14 protein-coding genes are annotated in these 16,596 nt (G+C 63.8%); 7 read left to right on the plus strand and 7 right to left on the minus strand.

Annotated features, from left to right (window positions below):
* Positions 1-62 precede the first annotated feature (62 nt).
* On the plus strand, positions 63-1,904 hold the full coding sequence (gene ilvD, locus A0O30_RS10860) for a dihydroxy-acid dehydratase (protein ID WP_060544907.1): 1,842 nt from the start codon (positions 63-65) through the stop codon (positions 1,902-1,904).
* A 184-nt stretch (positions 1,905-2,088) separates the two neighbouring features.
* Positions 2,089-2,367 carry a hypothetical protein gene (locus tag A0O30_RS27695; protein ID WP_146256311.1) on the plus strand — a complete coding sequence of 93 codons (279 nt, stop codon included), beginning with the start codon at positions 2,089-2,091 and terminating at the stop codon, positions 2,365-2,367.
* Positions 2,368-2,369: 2 nt separating this feature from the next.
* Here the strand turns inward: A0O30_RS27695 and A0O30_RS10865 are convergent, their stop codons facing one another.
* Positions 2,370-3,425, minus strand: coding sequence for a phosphorylcholine phosphatase (locus tag A0O30_RS10865; RefSeq protein ID WP_105946465.1), 1,056 nt, complete (start codon positions 3,423-3,425; stop codon positions 2,370-2,372).
* Positions 3,426-3,669: 244 nt separating this feature from the next.
* Here A0O30_RS10865 and A0O30_RS10870 point away from each other — a divergent pair, with 244 nt between their 5' ends.
* A complete protein-coding gene (locus A0O30_RS10870; RefSeq protein ID WP_105946466.1) occupies positions 3,670-5,061 on the plus strand; it encodes an L-cystine transporter in 1,392 nt (463 codons plus the stop codon).
* A gap of 133 nt (positions 5,062-5,194) precedes the next feature.
* Positions 5,195-5,416: a hypothetical protein gene (locus tag A0O30_RS10875; protein WP_105946467.1), complete on the plus strand. Its 222-nt coding sequence runs from the start codon at positions 5,195-5,197 to the stop codon at positions 5,414-5,416.
* A gap of 60 nt (positions 5,417-5,476) precedes the next feature.
* On the opposite strand, the gene A0O30_RS10880 is transcribed toward A0O30_RS10875, so the two are convergent.
* A complete protein-coding gene (locus A0O30_RS10880; protein WP_105946468.1) occupies positions 5,477-5,992 on the minus strand; it encodes a dihydrofolate reductase in 516 nt (171 codons plus the stop codon).
* A gap of 54 nt (positions 5,993-6,046) precedes the next feature.
* Here A0O30_RS10880 and A0O30_RS10885 point away from each other — a divergent pair, with 54 nt between their 5' ends.
* Together A0O30_RS10885 and A0O30_RS10890 are read left to right on the plus strand one after the other, a co-directional pair.
* Positions 6,047-7,438, plus strand: coding sequence for a DUF2868 domain-containing protein (locus tag A0O30_RS10885; protein ID WP_105946469.1), 1,392 nt, complete (start codon positions 6,047-6,049; stop codon positions 7,436-7,438).
* A complete protein-coding gene (locus A0O30_RS10890) occupies positions 7,431-8,795 on the plus strand; it encodes a GTPase/DUF3482 domain-containing protein (RefSeq protein WP_105946470.1) in 1,365 nt (454 codons plus the stop codon). The genes A0O30_RS10885 and A0O30_RS10890 overlap by 8 nt, the downstream gene beginning before the upstream one ends.
* 114 nt (positions 8,796-8,909) lie before the next feature.
* Here A0O30_RS10890 and A0O30_RS10895 read toward each other — a convergent pair whose 3' ends face one another.
* From A0O30_RS10895 to A0O30_RS10915, 5 genes are all read right to left on the minus strand, one after another.
* Positions 8,910-9,935: a putative 2-aminoethylphosphonate ABC transporter substrate-binding protein gene (locus tag A0O30_RS10895; protein ID WP_105946471.1), complete on the minus strand. Its 1,026-nt coding sequence runs from the start codon at positions 9,933-9,935 to the stop codon at positions 8,910-8,912.
* Between the two features lie 18 nt (positions 9,936-9,953).
* The gene (locus A0O30_RS10900) at positions 9,954-11,678 is read right to left on the minus strand and encodes a putative 2-aminoethylphosphonate ABC transporter permease subunit (RefSeq protein ID WP_105946472.1); all 1,725 of its coding nucleotides are present in this window, start codon (positions 11,676-11,678) and stop codon (positions 9,954-9,956) included.
* 1 nt (position 11,679) lies between these two features.
* Positions 11,680-12,738 (minus strand): putative 2-aminoethylphosphonate ABC transporter ATP-binding protein, encoded by a 1,059-nt coding sequence (locus tag A0O30_RS10905; protein ID WP_105946473.1) that lies wholly within the window; start codon positions 12,736-12,738, stop codon positions 11,680-11,682.
* Between the two features lie 156 nt (positions 12,739-12,894).
* Positions 12,895-13,764, minus strand: a complete 870-nt coding sequence (locus tag A0O30_RS10910; RefSeq protein WP_105946474.1) for a LysR family transcriptional regulator — start codon at positions 13,762-13,764, stop codon at positions 12,895-12,897.
* A gap of 9 nt (positions 13,765-13,773) precedes the next feature.
* Positions 13,774-16,026: a heavy metal translocating P-type ATPase gene (locus A0O30_RS10915; RefSeq protein ID WP_105946475.1), complete on the minus strand. Its 2,253-nt coding sequence runs from the start codon at positions 16,024-16,026 to the stop codon at positions 13,774-13,776.
* Between the two features lie 83 nt (positions 16,027-16,109).
* On the opposite strand from A0O30_RS10915, the gene cadR reads away from it, so the two are divergent.
* Complete coding sequence (gene cadR / locus A0O30_RS10920; protein WP_016489679.1) at positions 16,110-16,553, plus strand: cadmium resistance transcriptional regulator CadR; 444 nt, start codon at positions 16,110-16,112, stop codon at positions 16,551-16,553.
* Positions 16,554-16,596: the final 43 nt, after the last annotated feature.

Genomic DNA, 16,596 nt, shown 5'->3' on the forward strand with positions numbered 1-16,596 from the left:
GCAAAGGACAAGAGAAGCTCACTCCCCTTTTTGTGACCTGATTAAGCCGCCAGGAGTGTTTCATGCCTGATTATCGTTCCAAGACTTCCACCCAAGGCCGCAACATGGCCGGCGCCCGTGCCCTGTGGCGCGCCACCGGGATGAAGGACGAAGACTTCAAGAAACCGATCATCGCCATCGCCAACTCGTTCACCCAGTTCGTCCCGGGCCACGTGCACCTGAAGGACCTGGGCCAGCTGGTTGCCCGCGAGATCGAGCGCGCCGGTGGCGTGGCCAAGGAATTCAACACCATCGCGGTCGATGACGGCATCGCCATGGGCCACGACGGCATGCTGTACTCGCTGCCAAGCCGCGAGATCATTGCCGACGCCGTGGAATACATGGTCAACGCCCACTGCGCCGACGCCATCGTGTGCATTTCCAACTGCGACAAGATCACCCCCGGCATGCTGATGGCCGCCCTGCGCCTGAACATCCCGGTGATCTTCGTTTCCGGCGGCCCGATGGAAGCCGGCAAGACCAAACTGGCCAGCCACGGCCTGGACCTGGTCGATGCCATGGTCATCGCTGCCGACTCCACGGCCTCCGACGAAAAAGTCGCCGAATACGAGCGCAGCGCCTGCCCGACCTGTGGTTCGTGCTCCGGCATGTTCACCGCCAACTCGATGAACTGCCTGACCGAAGCACTGGGCCTGGCCCTGCCAGGCAACGGTTCGACCCTGGCCACCCACGCCGACCGCGAGCAGCTGTTCCTCACCGCCGGCCGCACCATCGTCGAGCTGTGCAAGCGCTACTACGGCGAGAACGATGAGTCGGTACTGCCGCGCAGCATCGCCAACTTCAAGGCGTTCGAAAACGCCATGATGCTCGACATCGCCATGGGCGGTTCGACCAACACCATCCTGCACCTGCTGGCCGCCGCCCAGGAAGGCGAGGTGGCGTTCGACCTGCGCGACATCGACCGCCTGTCGCGCAAAGTGCCGCAGTTGTGCAAAGTGGCGCCGAACATCCAGAAGTACCACATGGAAGACGTGCACCGCGCCGGCGGCATCTTCAGCATCCTCGGTTCGCTGGCCCGTGGCGGCCTGCTGCACACCGACCTGCCAACCGTGCACAGCCGCAGCATGGAAGAAGCCATCGCCAAGTGGGACATCACCCAGACCGATGACGAAGCCGTGCACACCTTCTTCAAGGCAGGCCCTGCCGGCATCCCGACCCAGACCGCGTTCAGCCAGTCGACCCGTTGGGAAACCCTGGATGACGACCGCGAAAACGGCTGCATCCGCAGCTTCGAGCACGCTTATTCGCAAGAAGGCGGCCTGGCCGTGCTGTACGGCAACATCGCCCTCGACGGTTGCGTGGTGAAAACCGCCGGTGTCGACGAGTCGATCCACGTGTTCGAAGGCACCGCGAAAATCTTCGAAAGCCAGGACAGCGCCGTACGCGGCATCCTCGCTGACGAAGTGAAGGCCGGCGACATCGTGATCATCCGTTACGAAGGCCCGAAAGGCGGCCCGGGCATGCAGGAAATGCTGTACCCGACCTCGTACCTGAAGTCCAAAGGCCTGGGCAAGGCCTGCGCCCTGCTCACCGACGGCCGCTTCTCGGGTGGTACCTCGGGCCTGTCGATCGGCCACGCCTCGCCAGAAGCTGCTGCGGGTGGCGCCATCGGCCTGGTGCGTGACGGCGACAAGGTGCTGATCGACATCCCTAACCGTTCGATCAACCTGCTGGTCAGCGACGAAGAGCTGGCTGAGCGCCGCGTCGAACAGGACAAGAAGGGCTGGAAGCCTGCCGAAGTACGCCCACGCAAGGTGACCACCGCGCTGAAGGCCTATGCCCTGCTGGCGACCAGTGCCGACAAGGGTGCTGTGCGCAACAAGGCTATGTTGGAAGGCCTGTAAGAAGCGTCTGAAAACACCAACCGGCGCCCCGTGCGCCGGTTTTTTTTGCTTTTCTGCTCCCATACTGCCTAAAAAGCAGCCTTAGGGGGCAATGGCAGCCATGAGCTGGAAAAGCCTGCTGTACAGCGTGACCATAGGGTACGTATGCCTGGTACCCACCTCTACCCAAGGTCAGGAGCGTGCAATGACCGGAGCCATCAGTTTCAGGGGCTCGGTACATGTACCTGGTTGTCGCCATGCCTGGGATGCCGAACAAGGGCGTTTGGTTTTTACGGATTGCCCCAGCGCCATCCCCCCATCAAACGCACCTCCTGCCCATTTGCAAGCCAAGAACATTTTCTCTGGCGAGTACGCCACGGTCATTCATCAAGAGACCCAGGTCGGTCACACGTTTGCCATCCACGACCGCTACGGCAAACGTGTTTCCAGCGGCAGTTATCGAATCACGGTACACGTACCATGAGCCTACTGAATCTGCTCCGGCGTCACGATCACCCAGTTCTTGTCCGCCGTCACCGGCAACCCTTCCTTGGCCTGAGCGGCGGCATTTCTGGCAATCATGCCATTGAGCTGGTCCATGTATTTGGCCTTGCGGTTTATCCACAGGTGGATGCCGCCCTTGCCCACATCCACCCCATGAAACTGCATGTAACCGTCACTGGTCGGCGTGTCGCCGCCCACCAGCACCGGCTTCTTCCACTCATCGATGTAGGTGAGGATCGCCGCCTGCTTGCCCGCCATCCAGGTGGCCGGGGTCCACAGGTACGGGGTAAGTTCCAGCCCTTCGTTGGCCTTGGCGTCATAGTGCCCGGCGCTGATCTGCTTGCGTGCCGTGGTCAGCTGGCCATTCGCGCGGTCCTTGAGCAGCAGGCTCACGCCAATCACGTTCTGCGGCTTCACGTTGTAGCCGTACTTGGGGTCTGACGCGACCATGCGCACCAGCTCTTCCGAAGCCGCCGAGATCACGTACACCTCGATGCCGTTCTCCATCAGCTTGTTGTAAAGCTCGGCCTGGCCCTTGAAGACCTTGGGTGGCTGTACCTCAATAGTCTTGACTTGGTCGCCTTCGTAGTAAGTGCTGGGGATCGGCTTGGTAGAAGCCATCAGCTCATCCACCTGCACCTTCAGCTCCTTCAGAGTAAAGCCCGAGAACACCTGAGCCACCCACGGATAGCAGACCATGTCGTCAACTTCGCACAACCGGTAGTAGTAGCTGAACAGGCTTTCCTTGTGCTCGGCGGTGTCCTTGAACGGCATCAGCTTCAACGACGGATCAAGCTTGTCGCGGCTCAGCAGCCCCTTGTTTTCCATGAATGGCAGCAGGGCCTCTTCAAGGTCATAGCGGTAACTGGTGTTGTCCATGTCGAACACCGCGTAATTACCTTTGTTGGCATTCGCGGCAATCATGCTGTCGAGCTGTTTGGCTGCTTCTGCAGGCCAATGCTTGAGCTCGGTGGCGAAGGTTTCGATACTGAACAGCAGAGACAGGCCGAGGGCCACGGCTTTAGGGGCGCGCTTCATGTACGAATCTCCTGAAATGACCCGGAAACGCTAGTGCAACATTCCCCGCCAACGGCCCTCGATAACGACCTCCATGCAGCTGCAAACGCCGTGTTCATTGCAATCTGCGACACGTCGTTATTCCATAAACGACTATGCACATTCTATTTGGATATAAATTCGTTTGTTTTCAGCCTGTTAGCATTTCCGTTCGCAATCGCTCACAGAGGCGATGCTTCCTTTGCTTTTTTTCGCTGGAGCTTCAATGAACCTGCCGCTGTCTCTTAACCTGCTGGCGTTCCTGGCCCTGCTGCTGGGCCTGGCACAAACCCGCCGCACCGACTGGAGCCTGGCCAAGAAAGTGCTGCTGGGCCTGGTGCTGGGTGTGCTCTTCGGCCTGGCCCTGCACACGGTCTACGGCGCTGGCCACCCGGTGCTCAAGGCCACCATCGCCTGGCTCGACCTGGTCGGCAACGGCTATGTCGGCCTGCTGCAGATGATCGTCATGCCGCTGATCTTCGCCTCGATCCTCAGCGCCGTGGCACGCCTGCACAATGCCTCTTCGCTGGGCCGCATCAGCGTGCTGAGCATCGGCACCCTGCTGCTGACCACCGCCATTGCCGCGCTGATCGGCATCGTGCTGACCAACCTGTTCGGCCTCAGCGCCGAAGGCCTGGTGGCCGGCGCCCAGGAAAGCGCACGCATGCAGGTTATCCACAGCGACTATGCCGGCAAGGTCGCCGACCTCAACATCCCGCAACTGCTGCTGTCGTTCATCCCCAGCAACCCGGTGGGTGACCTGGCGCGGGCCAAGCCGACTTCGATCATCAGCGTGGTGATCTTTGCCGTGTTCATCGGCCTGGCTGCCTTGCAGCTGATCAAGGACGATGCCGAGAAAGGCGAACGTGCCTTGTCGGCCATCGACACCCTGCAAGCCTGGGTGATGCGCCTGGTGCGCGTGGTGATGAAACTGACCCCGTATGGCGTGCTGGCGTTGATGACCAAGGTCGTGGCCAGCTCGAACATGGAAGACATCCTCAAGCTGGGTAGCTTCGTGGTGGTGTCGTACCTGGGCCTGGGGCTGATGTTCGTGGTGCACGGCATCATCCTCGCCGCCACTGGCGTGAGCCCGCTGCGCTTCTTCCGCAAGGTGTGGCCGGTGCTGACCTTCGCCTTCACCAGCCGCTCCAGCGCCGCCAGCATTCCGTTGAACATCGAGGCGCAAACCCGTCGCCTGGGCGTGCCGCAATCCATCGCCAGCTTCAGCGCCTCGTTCGGCACCACCATTGGCCAAAACGGTTGCGCCGGCCTCTACCCAGCCATGCTGGCGGTGATGGTGGCGCCGGCGGTAGGCATCGATACCTTCGACCCGCTGTGGATCGCCACCCTGGTGGCCATCGTCACCCTGAGTTCGGCAGGCGTTGCCGGCGTGGGCGGCGGGGCCACCTTTGCTGCATTGATCGTGCTGCCGGCCATGGGCTTGCCGGTGGAGCTGGTGGCGTTGCTGATTTCGGTAGAGCCACTGATCGACATGGGCCGCACGGCGTTGAACGTGAACGGTTCGATGACGGCGGGCGTGGTCACCAGCCAACTGCTGAAAGAGACCGACAAGGCTGTGCTGGCGGGCGATGAGCATGCTGAGTTGAGCCATACCTGACGGATCACCCGGGGCTGCTATACAGCCCCAATATCCCGTAACGCAATGGCATGGGAAGTGGGCAACAGGCGGCTGGCAGCATCGCTATACTGCTAGCTCGCCTTAGCGAACACTCCGAGGGAAAGGCAACACCATGCCCCAGTACGACATGACCCAGGCCGAAGCCGAAAAGCTTCGCATTGAGGTGGCCAAGATTCGCGTCGAAGTCGACAAACTGATGGCCGAGACACGCAAGCTGAATGCCGAGGCCGTCAAGATGACCCGCGAAACCTTCTGGTACCCGGTTGCCATCGCCGTCGGTTTCGTCACCACGGTGGCGACGGTGACCGCACTGATCATCAAGCTGCTCAGCTGAGCACCACCGCCCACCTTGCGCTGCTTGCCGGCGATGGGCTGCACAGCAGCCCCGGCAATCTCAAACCTTGTCCCATACCTCGAAGTGGTAAGCCGGCTTACCCGCTTCCACCTGGGCCTGGCTCGACGCCAGCGTCCACTGTCCCTCATCAAACGCAGGAAACCAAGCATCCCCTTCCGGTGCCATTTCCACCCGCGTCAGGTACATGCGGCTGACCAGCCCTTTCTCCAGCGCCTGCCCATACAGCTGCGCCCCGCCGATCAGCATCAGCTCATCAACGCCTTGCTCACGCGCCCACTGTTCGGCCCGCACCAGCGCCTCTTCAAGCGAAGCGAACACCTCGGCGCCTGCCAGCTCAAGCCCCGGCTGGCGGCTGACGACGATGTTCAACCGCCCGGGCAATGGCCGCCCCAGCGAGTCCCAGGTCTTGCGCCCCATGACGATCGGCTTGCCCAGGGTGGTGGCCTTGAAGTATTTGAAATCCCCCGGCAAATGCCAGGGCATGGAGTTGTCGATGCCGATCACGCGGTTTTCAGCGTATGCCGCGATCAGGCTGAGAGGGAGTGATGTATTCATGCCGGCGAGGATAGCACCGGGCGTGTGGGTTATGCTTCTGCCCTGACCTGTGCAATGGAAGACCTTGTGACTGCACCCACTTCACTGGACAAGCGCTGGCTCACCGAAGCGGTACGCCTGCGTGAAGAACATGCCGGCCCTCTGGAAGACCAGGAGGCCAACCGCCGCGCCCGCCAACTGGGCGGCGACCTGGCGGCCCGTATCGAAACCCGTGCGCTGTGCCTGGCCGAACGCGACGGCATGACTGTCGCCTTGCACCACTGGAAGCAGGGTGCGCGCCTGGCGCTGCTGGCCTTGTTGCTGCTGGCCGTGCTCAGCGGCGCAGGCATGGCGCTGGCGGCCCTGGGCGATGGGCAACGGCCGGTCAACGTATTCTGGGCCTTGGGCAGCCTGCTCGGGCTGAACCTGCTGATGCTGCTGGGCTGGGCCGTCGGCTTTGCCATCAGTGGAGACCACGGCACGGGGCTGGGCCGCCTGTGGCTATGGCTTAGCGAACGCCTTGCCCGCGATGCCAAGGCCGCGCACCTGGCACCTGCGCTGCTGGTGCTGCTGCAACGCCAGCGCCTCAACCGCTGGTTGCTCGGCCTGCTGGTACACGGCCTGTGGCTGCTGGCGATGCTCACCGCGCTGGGCATGCTGCTGGCCTTGCTGGCTACCCGGCGTTATGGCTTTGTCTGGGAAACCACGCTGCTTGCCGCCGACCCGTTCATCCACCTGACCCAGGCGCTGGGCGCCCTGCCCTCGCTGCTGGGCTTTGCCATACCCGACGAGGCCATGATCCGCGCCAGCGGCGACACCTTGCCCGCGCTGGACCTGGCCCGCCAGGCCTGGGCCAGCTGGCTGCTCGGCGTAGTGCTGGTGTATGGCCTGCTGCCGCGCTTGCTGCTGGCCGCGTTGTGCCTGTGGCGCTGGCGCCAGGGCCGCGAGCGCCTGACGCTGGACCTTAGCCTGCCCGGCTACGCACACCTGCGTGATGCGCTCATGCCCCGCAGCGAGCGCATCGGCGTGCAGGACGCGGCCCCCGAGGCTTTGCCACAGTTTGCTGCCGGCCAGCTGGAAAGCGGCAGCAGCGGTGCCCTGCTGGTCGGCCTGGAACTGGACGACCAGCGCCCCTGGCCGCCCGCCCTGCCCAAAAACGTGACCGATGCCGGTGTGCTCGACAGCCGTGAATCGCGCAACCGCCTGCTTGAACAACTTGGCCGCTTCCCGCCTGCTCGCCTGGCCGTCGCCTGCGACCCACGGCGCTCACCCGACCGCGGCAGCCTGGCGCTGCTCGCCGAACTGGCGCGCAATGCCGGTGCGACCCGAATCTGGCTATTACAGGCCGCGCCTGGTCAGGCTCTCGATGCCCAGCGCCTGGGTGACTGGCACGAAGCCCTCGACCGCCTTGGCCTGGCGCACGCCGACACCTCGCCATTGACCTGGCTGGAGCATGGCCATGACTGAGCCGCTGAAACTGGCCGTGGTCGGCCACACCAACGTCGGCAAGACCTCGCTGCTGCGCACCCTCACCCGTGACGTCGGCTTTGGCGAAGTCTCCCACCGCCCCAGCACCACCCGCCATGTGGAAGGTGCGCGCCTGTCGGTGGACGGCGAACCCTTGCTGGAGCTGTACGACACACCGGGCCTGGAAGATGCCATCGCCTTGCTCGACTACCTCGAACGCCTGGAGCGCCCGGGCGAGCGCCTGGACGGCCCGGCCCGCCTGGAGCGGTTTCTGCAGGGCAGCGAGGCACGCCAGCGTTTCGAGCAGGAGGCCAAGGTGCTGCGCCAGCTGCTGGCCAGCAATGCCGGCCTGTACGTGATCGATGCGCGTGAGCCGGTGTTGGCCAAATACCGCGACGAGCTGGAAGTGCTGGCCAGCTGCGGCAAGCCGTTGCTGCCGGTGCTCAACTTCGTCGCCAGCCACCAGCACCGCGAGCCGCAATGGCGTGAAGCCCTTGCCCGGCTTGGGCTTCACGCGTTGGTGCGGTTCGACAGCGTGGCCCCGCCCGAGGATGGCGAGCGGCGTTTGTACGAGAGCCTGGCCCTGTTGCTGGAAGACGCTCGCCCTGCCCTGCAGCGGCTGATCGACGACCAGCAGGCGCAGCGCCTGGCGCGCCAGCACAGTGGCAAGCGCCTGATCGCCGAGCTGCTGCTGGACTGCGCCGCCTGCCGGCGCAGTGTCGAGGCTGAGCCGGCGGCCGAAGCCCGGGCCATCGAAGCGCTACGCCGGGACATACGTCAGCGGGAGCAGCGCTGCGTCGAGGCACTGCTCAAACTGTATGCCTTCCGCCGCGAAGACGCCCATGCCAGCGACCTGCCTTTGCTGGATGGCCGCTGGGGTGACGACCTGTTCAACCCCGAAACCCTGAAGCTGCTGGGCGTACGCCTGGGCAGCGGTGTGGCGGCCGGGGCGGCCGCCGGTGCCGGAGTTGATTTGCTGGTTGGCGGCCTTACCCTCGGTGCAGCGGCCTTGGCAGGTGCAATTGCCGGCGGTGCGCTGCAGACCGCGCGCAACTATGGGTCGCGGTTGATGGGCAAGCTTAAGGGCAAGCGCGAGCTGACCGTGGACGACACGGTATTGCGCTTGCTGGCCTTGCGTCAGCAGCAGTTGATGGTTGCGCTGGACAACCGCGGGCATGCAGCGCAGGACAGCATCAGGCTGGGTGAGCTGGATGAAAAGGCCTGGCGCGAGGGCAAGTTGCCAGAGGCGCTGGTCAAGGCGCGGGCACATCCGCAGTGGTCCACCCTCAATCCAGGGGCGAAGCTGAATCAGGCTGAACGGCAGGAACAGCTGGAGGCGCTGGTTTCTCAGTTTTGAGTAAACAGGTCTGGCCCCATCGCCGGCAAGCCAGCTCCCACAAGATCACCACAGACCTTGAGACCTGTGCATTACCTGTGGGAGCTGGCTTGCCGGCGATAGGGCCAGTGCAGGTTACTGCTGGGCCACCTTCTCCGACTTGCCGTCATAACGCTTGCGCCATTCAGCCAGAATCTGGTCGCGGTTCTTCGAAGCCCAGGCAAAGTCGTTCTTGATCAAGCGCTGTTCATAATCCGCTGGCAACTCGGTCTGCGGCTTAGCGATCCCCGGCGCAGCCAACACCGCGAAGTTCTCCTTGTACAGCTCCATGGCTGCGGGGCTTGCCGAAAAATCGGCCAAACGCTTGGCCGCATCCGCCTTGGGCGAGCCCTTGATCACCGCAGTCGCCTCGATCTCCCAACCCAGGCCTTCCTTCGGCAACACGATATCCAGCGGCGCGCCCTGGCGCTTGAGCTGCACAGCCGGGTACTCGAACGAGATACCGATCGGGAACTCGCCCGCTGCCGCCAGCTTGCATGGCTTGGAGCCGGAGTGAACATACTGGCCGATGTTCTGGTGCAACGCGTCCATGTAGGCCCAGCCCTGCGGCTCGCCGAAGGTCTGCAGCCAGGCGCTCACGTCGAGGAAACCGGTGCCGGACGAGGCCGGGTTGGGCATGACGATCTTGCCCTTGTATTCCGGCTTGGTCAGGTCCTGCCAGCTCACCGGTTTGCTCAGGCCCTGCTTCTCGGCCTCAATGGTATTGAAGCAGATGGTCGCGGCCCACACGTCCATGCCCACCCAGGCCGGTGGGTTGGCGGCATCGCGGTAGTTGGCGGCGATCTTGCCCAGGTCTTTTGGCGCGTAGGCTTCAAGCATGCCGTTCTGGTCGAGAACGGCCAGGCTGGACGCCGCCAGGCCCCACACGGCGTCAGCTTGCGGGCGGTCTTTCTCGGCCAGCAGCTTGGCGGTGATGATGCCGGTGGAGTCGCGTACCCACTTGATCTCGATGTCCGGGTTGGCCTTTTCGAAGGCCTGCTTGTAGCTCTTCAACTGTTCTGCTTCCAGGGCGGTGTAGACCGTCAGCTGGGTACCGGCGGCCGAAGCCTGCAGGCTGAACACGGCAGAAACGGCAGCGGCAAGTGCAAGGTGCTTGTACATGGGTAGGTTCCTTACAGGTCAGACGGTCGCGACGCGTTGGCGCCAGGCTTGGGAGCGGCGCAGCAGGCCGCGTGAGGCTGCGGCCAGCAGCAGTGAAGCGCCGGCACTGGTCAGCAGAATCAGGGTGGACATGGCAGCAGCACCGCCCACGTTGCCGGCGTCGTCCATGTTCAGCACGGCGACGGCGGCCAGAATGGTGTCGGGGCTGTACAGGAAGATCGCCGCCGACACGGTGGTCATGGCCGACACGAACAGGTAGCGGATGATGTCCAGCAGTGCCGGCAGGCAAATCGGCACGGTCACCCGCACGAAGTGCTTGTACAGCGGTGCCTTCAGCGACAGCGCGGCGGCCTCGAACTCGCCGTCGAGCTGGCGCAGTGCCGTGGTTGCGGTCATCTGCGCGGTAGTCAGGTAGTGCGCAATGGTGCACACCACCAGCAGCCCCATGCCGCCATACAGCACATGCAGCGGGTTGCCGTTCAGGTTGAAGAAGAAGACGTAGCCCAGGCCCAGCACCAGGCCTGGCACGGCCATGGGGATGAAACTGAGCAGGCGCAGCATCTGGTTGAGCAGGCGCTGGCCCTGGGTTTTCTCCATCAGGTAAGCACCGGTGAAGATGACGACGCTGCCGATCAGCGCAGTGCCAATGGCCATGGTCACGCTGTTGCGATAAGCCAGCCAGCCGCCACCTGCGGTGTCTTCGAACATGTAATGGCGCAGCGACAACGACAGGTTGTACGGCCAGAAGGTGACCAGCGAGGAATACACCGCCATGCCGATCACCAGCAGCAACGCCGCGCACACCAGCAGCACGATGGCCAGGAAGCAGGCATCTCGGCTGCGCGATGGCTTGGGCTCGAACACCTGGGCACGGCCGCTCATGGCTTCGCCCTGGCGCCGACGCAGCCAGGCATCGACCGTGAAGCTGAACAGCGCCGGCAGCAGCAGCACCATGCCGATCAACGCGCCACGGCCGAACTGCTGCTGGCCCACCACCGCCTTGTAGGCCTCCAGCGCCAGTACCTGATAGTCACCACCGACCACGACCGGTACACCAAAGTCGGTGATGGTCAGGGTGAACACCAGGCAGAACGCCGCGAATACCGCTTGCCGCGTGGCTGGCCAGGTGATGCTGGTAAACGCCCGGCACGGGCCGGCCCCCATGCTGGAGGCCGCATCGAACAGCCGGGCATCGGCCAACGACAGCGCCGACAACAGGATCATCAGCGCATGTGGGAAGGTGTAGATCGCCTCGCCCAGCACGATGCCCCAGAAGCCGTAGATGTTGTCGCTGAGCAACCCGCGCAGCAGCCCCTGGTTACCAAACAGGTAGACCAGCGCGATCGCCGGCAGCATCGACGGCGCCAGCAGCGGCAGCAGGGAAATCCCCCGCCACACGCCCTTGCCCGGGATCCGCGTGCGTTGCAGCGCATAGGCGAACAGGTACGCCAGCGGCACCACGATGGCCGCCACGGTGAACGCCACCGACAGGCTGTTGCCCAGCAACCAATGGAAATTGTCGCTGGCGAACAGTTCGCGGGCTGCCAGCAGGCCGCCACCCTGGCCCGCGTCAGCGCTGAAGCCACGCCAGAAAATCGCCAGCAGTGGCATCAGCACAGCCAGCACCAGAAGGATCAGCAGCAGGCTCTTGCCGCCGACGACGAACAACCGGTCACCCAGAGCGACGCCAGCACGTGGCGTGGCGTTGGCCTGGCTCAGCGGCAGGGACATTGGCGCGGCCATCTCAGGCAAACACCTGCAGGCTCTGCGGCGGCAGGGCCACCCAGATGTCCTGCGAGCCCAGGCGCGGCATGGCCTCGGGGGCCAGTTCAGCCAGCAGGGCATGGCCAGGCAGGGCTTTGAGTTCGAAGCTCATGCGGCAGCGGTTACCCAGGAACGTAATCTCGTGGACCATGGCCGGGAACAGGTTTTCCTCGTGCACCACCGGGTTGACCGTGATTGCCTCCGGGCGGCAGAACAGCCGGCCGCTGCTGGCCTGGGCCGAGCCCGGCGCCAGACGCATGCTCATGGCGCCGACCTGGGCATGGCTGTCACCGTTGCGCTGGAACGGCAGCCAGTTGCCCTGGCCAACGAACTCGGCGACGAACGGTGTGGCTGGCTGGTCGTAGATTTCCTGTGGGGTGGCGTACTGCTCAACCTGGCCGTTGTTCATCACCGCAATACGGTCAGCCATCAGCATGGCCTCGTCCTGATTGTGGGTGACCATCAAGGTGGTAATGCCCAGCTGGCGTTGCAGCTGGCGCAATTCGGTGCACAAGTGCTCGCGCACCCGTGCGTCCAGCGCCGACATGGGCTCATCGAGCAGCAACAGCGAGGGTGACGGTGCCAGCGCACGAGCCAGGGCCACACGTTGCTGCTGGCCACCGGAAAGCTGGCCGGGGTACTTCTTCTCGCTGCCAGAAAGGCCTACCAGTTCAAGCATTTCAGCCACCCGCTGACGGGCCTGCTCGCGGCCACTGCCAGTCAGGCCATAGGCAATGTTGGCCTCGACGGTGAGGTTGGGGAACAGCGCATAGGACTGGAACAGGATGCCGTAATCACGGGCCTGGGGCGGCAGCTCGGAAATATCGCGCTCGCCGATGTACAGCGTGCCGCGGTCCTGGCGCTCCAGGCCGGCGATGCAGCGCAGCAGCGTGGTCTTGCCACAGCCGGACGGGCCGAGCAGGCACACCAGCTCGCCGGCGGCGATGTCCAGCGAGACATCGTTGAGCGCCGTAAAGGCACCAAAGCGCTTGTGGATATTGCGCACTTTCATCTGTGCGCCGGGGGTGGCGTGGTTCATGGCAGGGCCTCATCGAAGAGATGGGGCCATGCTAGGAAGGCTGTGCGAAGGTTCTGTGGCTTTAAGGCAAAAGCAAGTGATAGTGGTATTGGCAGATTTTGTATTAGCCCTCAAAGGCTTCTTCGCGGGTAAACCCGCGAAGAAGCCCACACCGATCTAGAAGTGCGAACCAGCCACTTCCTGCGCCACCCCCAGGAATGCAGCCGGCAAGCGGGCCTGGCGCCGCTCCTTCAGGCAATACAAATACTCATGCATCACCGGCGCATCTTCCAGCGCCAGCACCCGCAATTCAGGGTTATGCGGCACCTCATGCCGGGCAATCACGCTGATACCGATATTGCGCAGCACTGCCTCGCGGATCGACTCACGGCTGCCGATCTCCAGCAAAGCCCCGGCCTTCACCCCGGCCTCCTGCATCATCTGCTCGGTCAGCTTGCGCGTGGTCGAGCCCTTCTCGCGCATCAGCAGGCAATGCCCGGCCACCACGTCGATGGACACCGCCTGGCGGTGGGCCAACGGGTGGTTGCGATGCACCGCCACAACCAATGGATCCGTGCCCAGCACCCGCCGCACCAACCGGGCATCCTCCACCAGCTGCGACGAAGCGGCGATATCCACCCGGTAGTCTTCAAGCATTTCCAGCACTTGCTGCGAGTTGCCGATCTCCACCGCCACCTCCACTTGCGGCAGGCGTTCGCGGTAGATCTTCACCAGGTCGAGAATGTAGTAAGGCGCCGTGGCGGCAATACGCAGGCTGCCCTGTGCCTGGCCACTGTTGCGCAGCTCGAACTCGATATCGGCCTCTTGCTGCAGCAGCGCCTTGACCATCGGCAGCAGGCGCACGCCCTCTTCACTCAACACCAGGCGCCGCCCGCCACGGTAGAACAGCTCGACCGCGTACTGGCTTTCCAGGTTGCGGATCTGCGTGGTCACCGTGGGCTGGCTGAGCCCGAGCTTCTTCGCCGCCAGGGTGATGCTGCCCAGGCGGGCCACCATGTAGAAGGCTTTCAGCTCCGAACTCAGCATGCACGTCCTCTATTTGCGCAGCAGGCGCAAGCCGTTGAACACCACCAGCAGGCTTACGCCCATGTCAGCGAACACCGCCATCCACATGGTGGCCATGCCAGCAAAGGTGATCGCCAGGAATATTGCCTTGATGCCCAACGCCAGAACGATGTTCTGCATGAGGATCGCCGCACTTTGGCGCGACAGCCTGACGAAGGCCGGGATTTTGCGCAAGTCATCGTCCATCAGCGCCACATCGGCGGTCTCGATGGCGGTGTCGGTGCCAGCCGCCGCCATGGCAAAGCCGATTTCGGCACGGGCCAGGGCCGGGGCGTCGTTGATGCCATCACCCACCATGCCCACACGATGGCCTTGGGCGTAAAGGGCTTCGATGGTTTTCAGCTTGTCGGCCGGCAGCAGGTTGCCCTCGGCGCGGTCGATGCCTACCACGGCGGCGATGGCCTGCGCAGTATGCGGATTGTCGCCGGTCAGCATGACCGTCTTGATACCCAGCTCATGCAGTTCGGCGATGGCCTGGCGGCTGCTGTCCTTGACCGTGTCGGCCACGGCGAACAGGGCCAACGGGCCGGAGCGGTCGAGCAGCAGGACTACGGTCTTGCCCTGGCGCTCCAGTGCATCCAGCTGGGCTTCCAGCGCGGGCGAGCACAGCCCCAGTTCCTCTACCAGGCGGTGATTGCCCAAGTGGTAAACCTCACCGGCAATGGTGCCACGCACGCCGCGACCGGCCAGGGCAGCGAAGTCGTTCACCTCGCTCAAGGCCAGGCCTTGCGCCTTGCCGAACTGGGCAATGGCGTGGGACACCGGGTGGTCCGAACGCTCGCCCAGGCTGGCGGCCAGAGCTTGTGCGCGGCCTTCGAACAGCGGCTGCAGCACCTTGGCGTCGGTTTGCACCGGTTTGCCGTGGGTAATGGTGCCGGTCTTGTCCAGGGCCAGGAAGTCCAGGTGGCGACCACCCTCCAGGTAAACACCGCCCTTGATCAGGATGCCTTTGCGCGCCGCAGCAGCCAGGCCGCTGACGATGGTCACCGGGGTCGAGATCACCAGGGCGCACGGGCACGCGACCACCAGCAGCACCAAGGCGCGGTAGATCCAGTCGAACCAGGCGCCGGCCATGAACAGCGGCGGAATTACCGCCACGGCCAAGGCGATGACAAACACCACCGGGGTGTAGATGCGCGAGAACCGGTCGACGAAGCGCTGGGTCGGCGCCCGCGCGCCTTGCGCTTCCTCCACGGCCTTGATGATTCGCGCCAGGGTCGATTGCCCGGCGGCGGCAGTAACACGAAACTCCAGCGCCCCTGCCTGGTTGATGGTACCAGCGAACAGCTTGTCGCCCACTGTCTTCTCTACAGGTAGGCTTTCGCCGGTGATCGGCGCCTGATCGACGCTGGATTGGCCGCTGGTCACTTCACCATCTAGGCCGATGCGTTCGCCGGGGCGCACCCGCACCAAGGCGCCGATGGCCACTTCACGCACCTCTACCTCGCGCCACTGGCCGTCGGCCTGCTGCACCGTGGCCATGTCCGGGGTCAGCTGCATCAGCCCGCCGATGGCATTGCGTGCGCGGTCCAGCGAGCGCGCTTCGATCAGCTCGGCGACAGTGAACAGCACCATCACCATGGCCGCTTCCGGCCACTGGCCGATCAGCACGGCGCCGGTCACGGCGATGCTCATCAGCGCATTGATGTTGAGGTTGCGGTTCTTCAGGGCGATCCAGCCCTTTTTGTAGGTACCCAAGCCGCAGCCAGCAATAGCCGCCAGCGCCAATGCCGCCACCAGCCATTCAGGCGCCAACGCACCAAAGTGCACGACTTCGGCGGCGATCGCGGCAATGCCCGACAAGGCCAGCGGCCACCAGCGGGTCTTGGCCGGTTGCGGTGCAGCGGCTGAGCCGTCATCTTCGGCACCAAGCGGCTCGGCCTTCATCCCCAGGCTGTCGATGGCCCGTTCGATATCGCCGGTGCCGCTCAAGGTATGGCGCACGCCAAGCACGCGGTTGATCAGGTTGAATTCCAGCTGCTCGATCCCGGCCAGCTTACCCAGCTTGTCCTGGATCAGGGTCTGCTCGGTAGGGCAGTCCATGGCCTCGATACGGAAACGGCTGATCTGAGCGTGGCTGCTGGCCTTCTCGCTCAGCTGCACCAGCGCCGGCGCGGCTTTGGAGCCGCAGCAACTGTGGCCGTGGGCGGCATGGCCATGGTCGACCTCGCCATGGGCGTGATCGTGCGGGTGCTTGTGTTCGTGGCTGACAGGCTGGTTCATGGGGTCATCCTTAAATTGAGCCTGTTGCCAAGTGAACACCCTGTAGCCACTATAGGGTCAAGCCATTTGCTGGAGATTTCGTGATGAAAATCGGAGAACTGGCCAAAGCCACCGACTGCGCGGTGGAAACCATCCGCTACTACGAGCGTGAAAACCTTTTGCCCGAGCCTGCGCGCACCGAAGGCAACTACCGGCTCTATACCCAGGCCCACGTCGAGCGGCTGACCTTCATCCGCAACTGCCGCACGCTGGACATGACCCTGGACGAAATCCGCAGCCTGCTACGCCTGCGCGACAGCCCGGACGACTCGTGCGGTAGCGTGAATGCGCTGATCGACGAGCATATCGAGCATGTGCAGGCGCGGATCGATGGGTTGGTGGCGTTACAGGAGCAGCTGGTGGAGCTGCGGCGGCGCTGCAATGCGCAGGGGAGTGAGTGCGCGATCTTGCAGCAACTGGAGACGAACGGGGCGGTATCGGTGCCGGATACCGAGCATTCGCATGTAGGGCGAAGCCACGGGCATTGATTGACTCAAGGGCCTAATCGCCGGCAAGCCAGCTCCCACAGGT

The organism is Pseudomonas sp. LLC-1 (genome assembly GCF_002992185.1).
Taxonomy (GTDB): Bacteria; Pseudomonadota; Gammaproteobacteria; order Pseudomonadales; family Pseudomonadaceae; genus Aquipseudomonas; species Aquipseudomonas monteilii.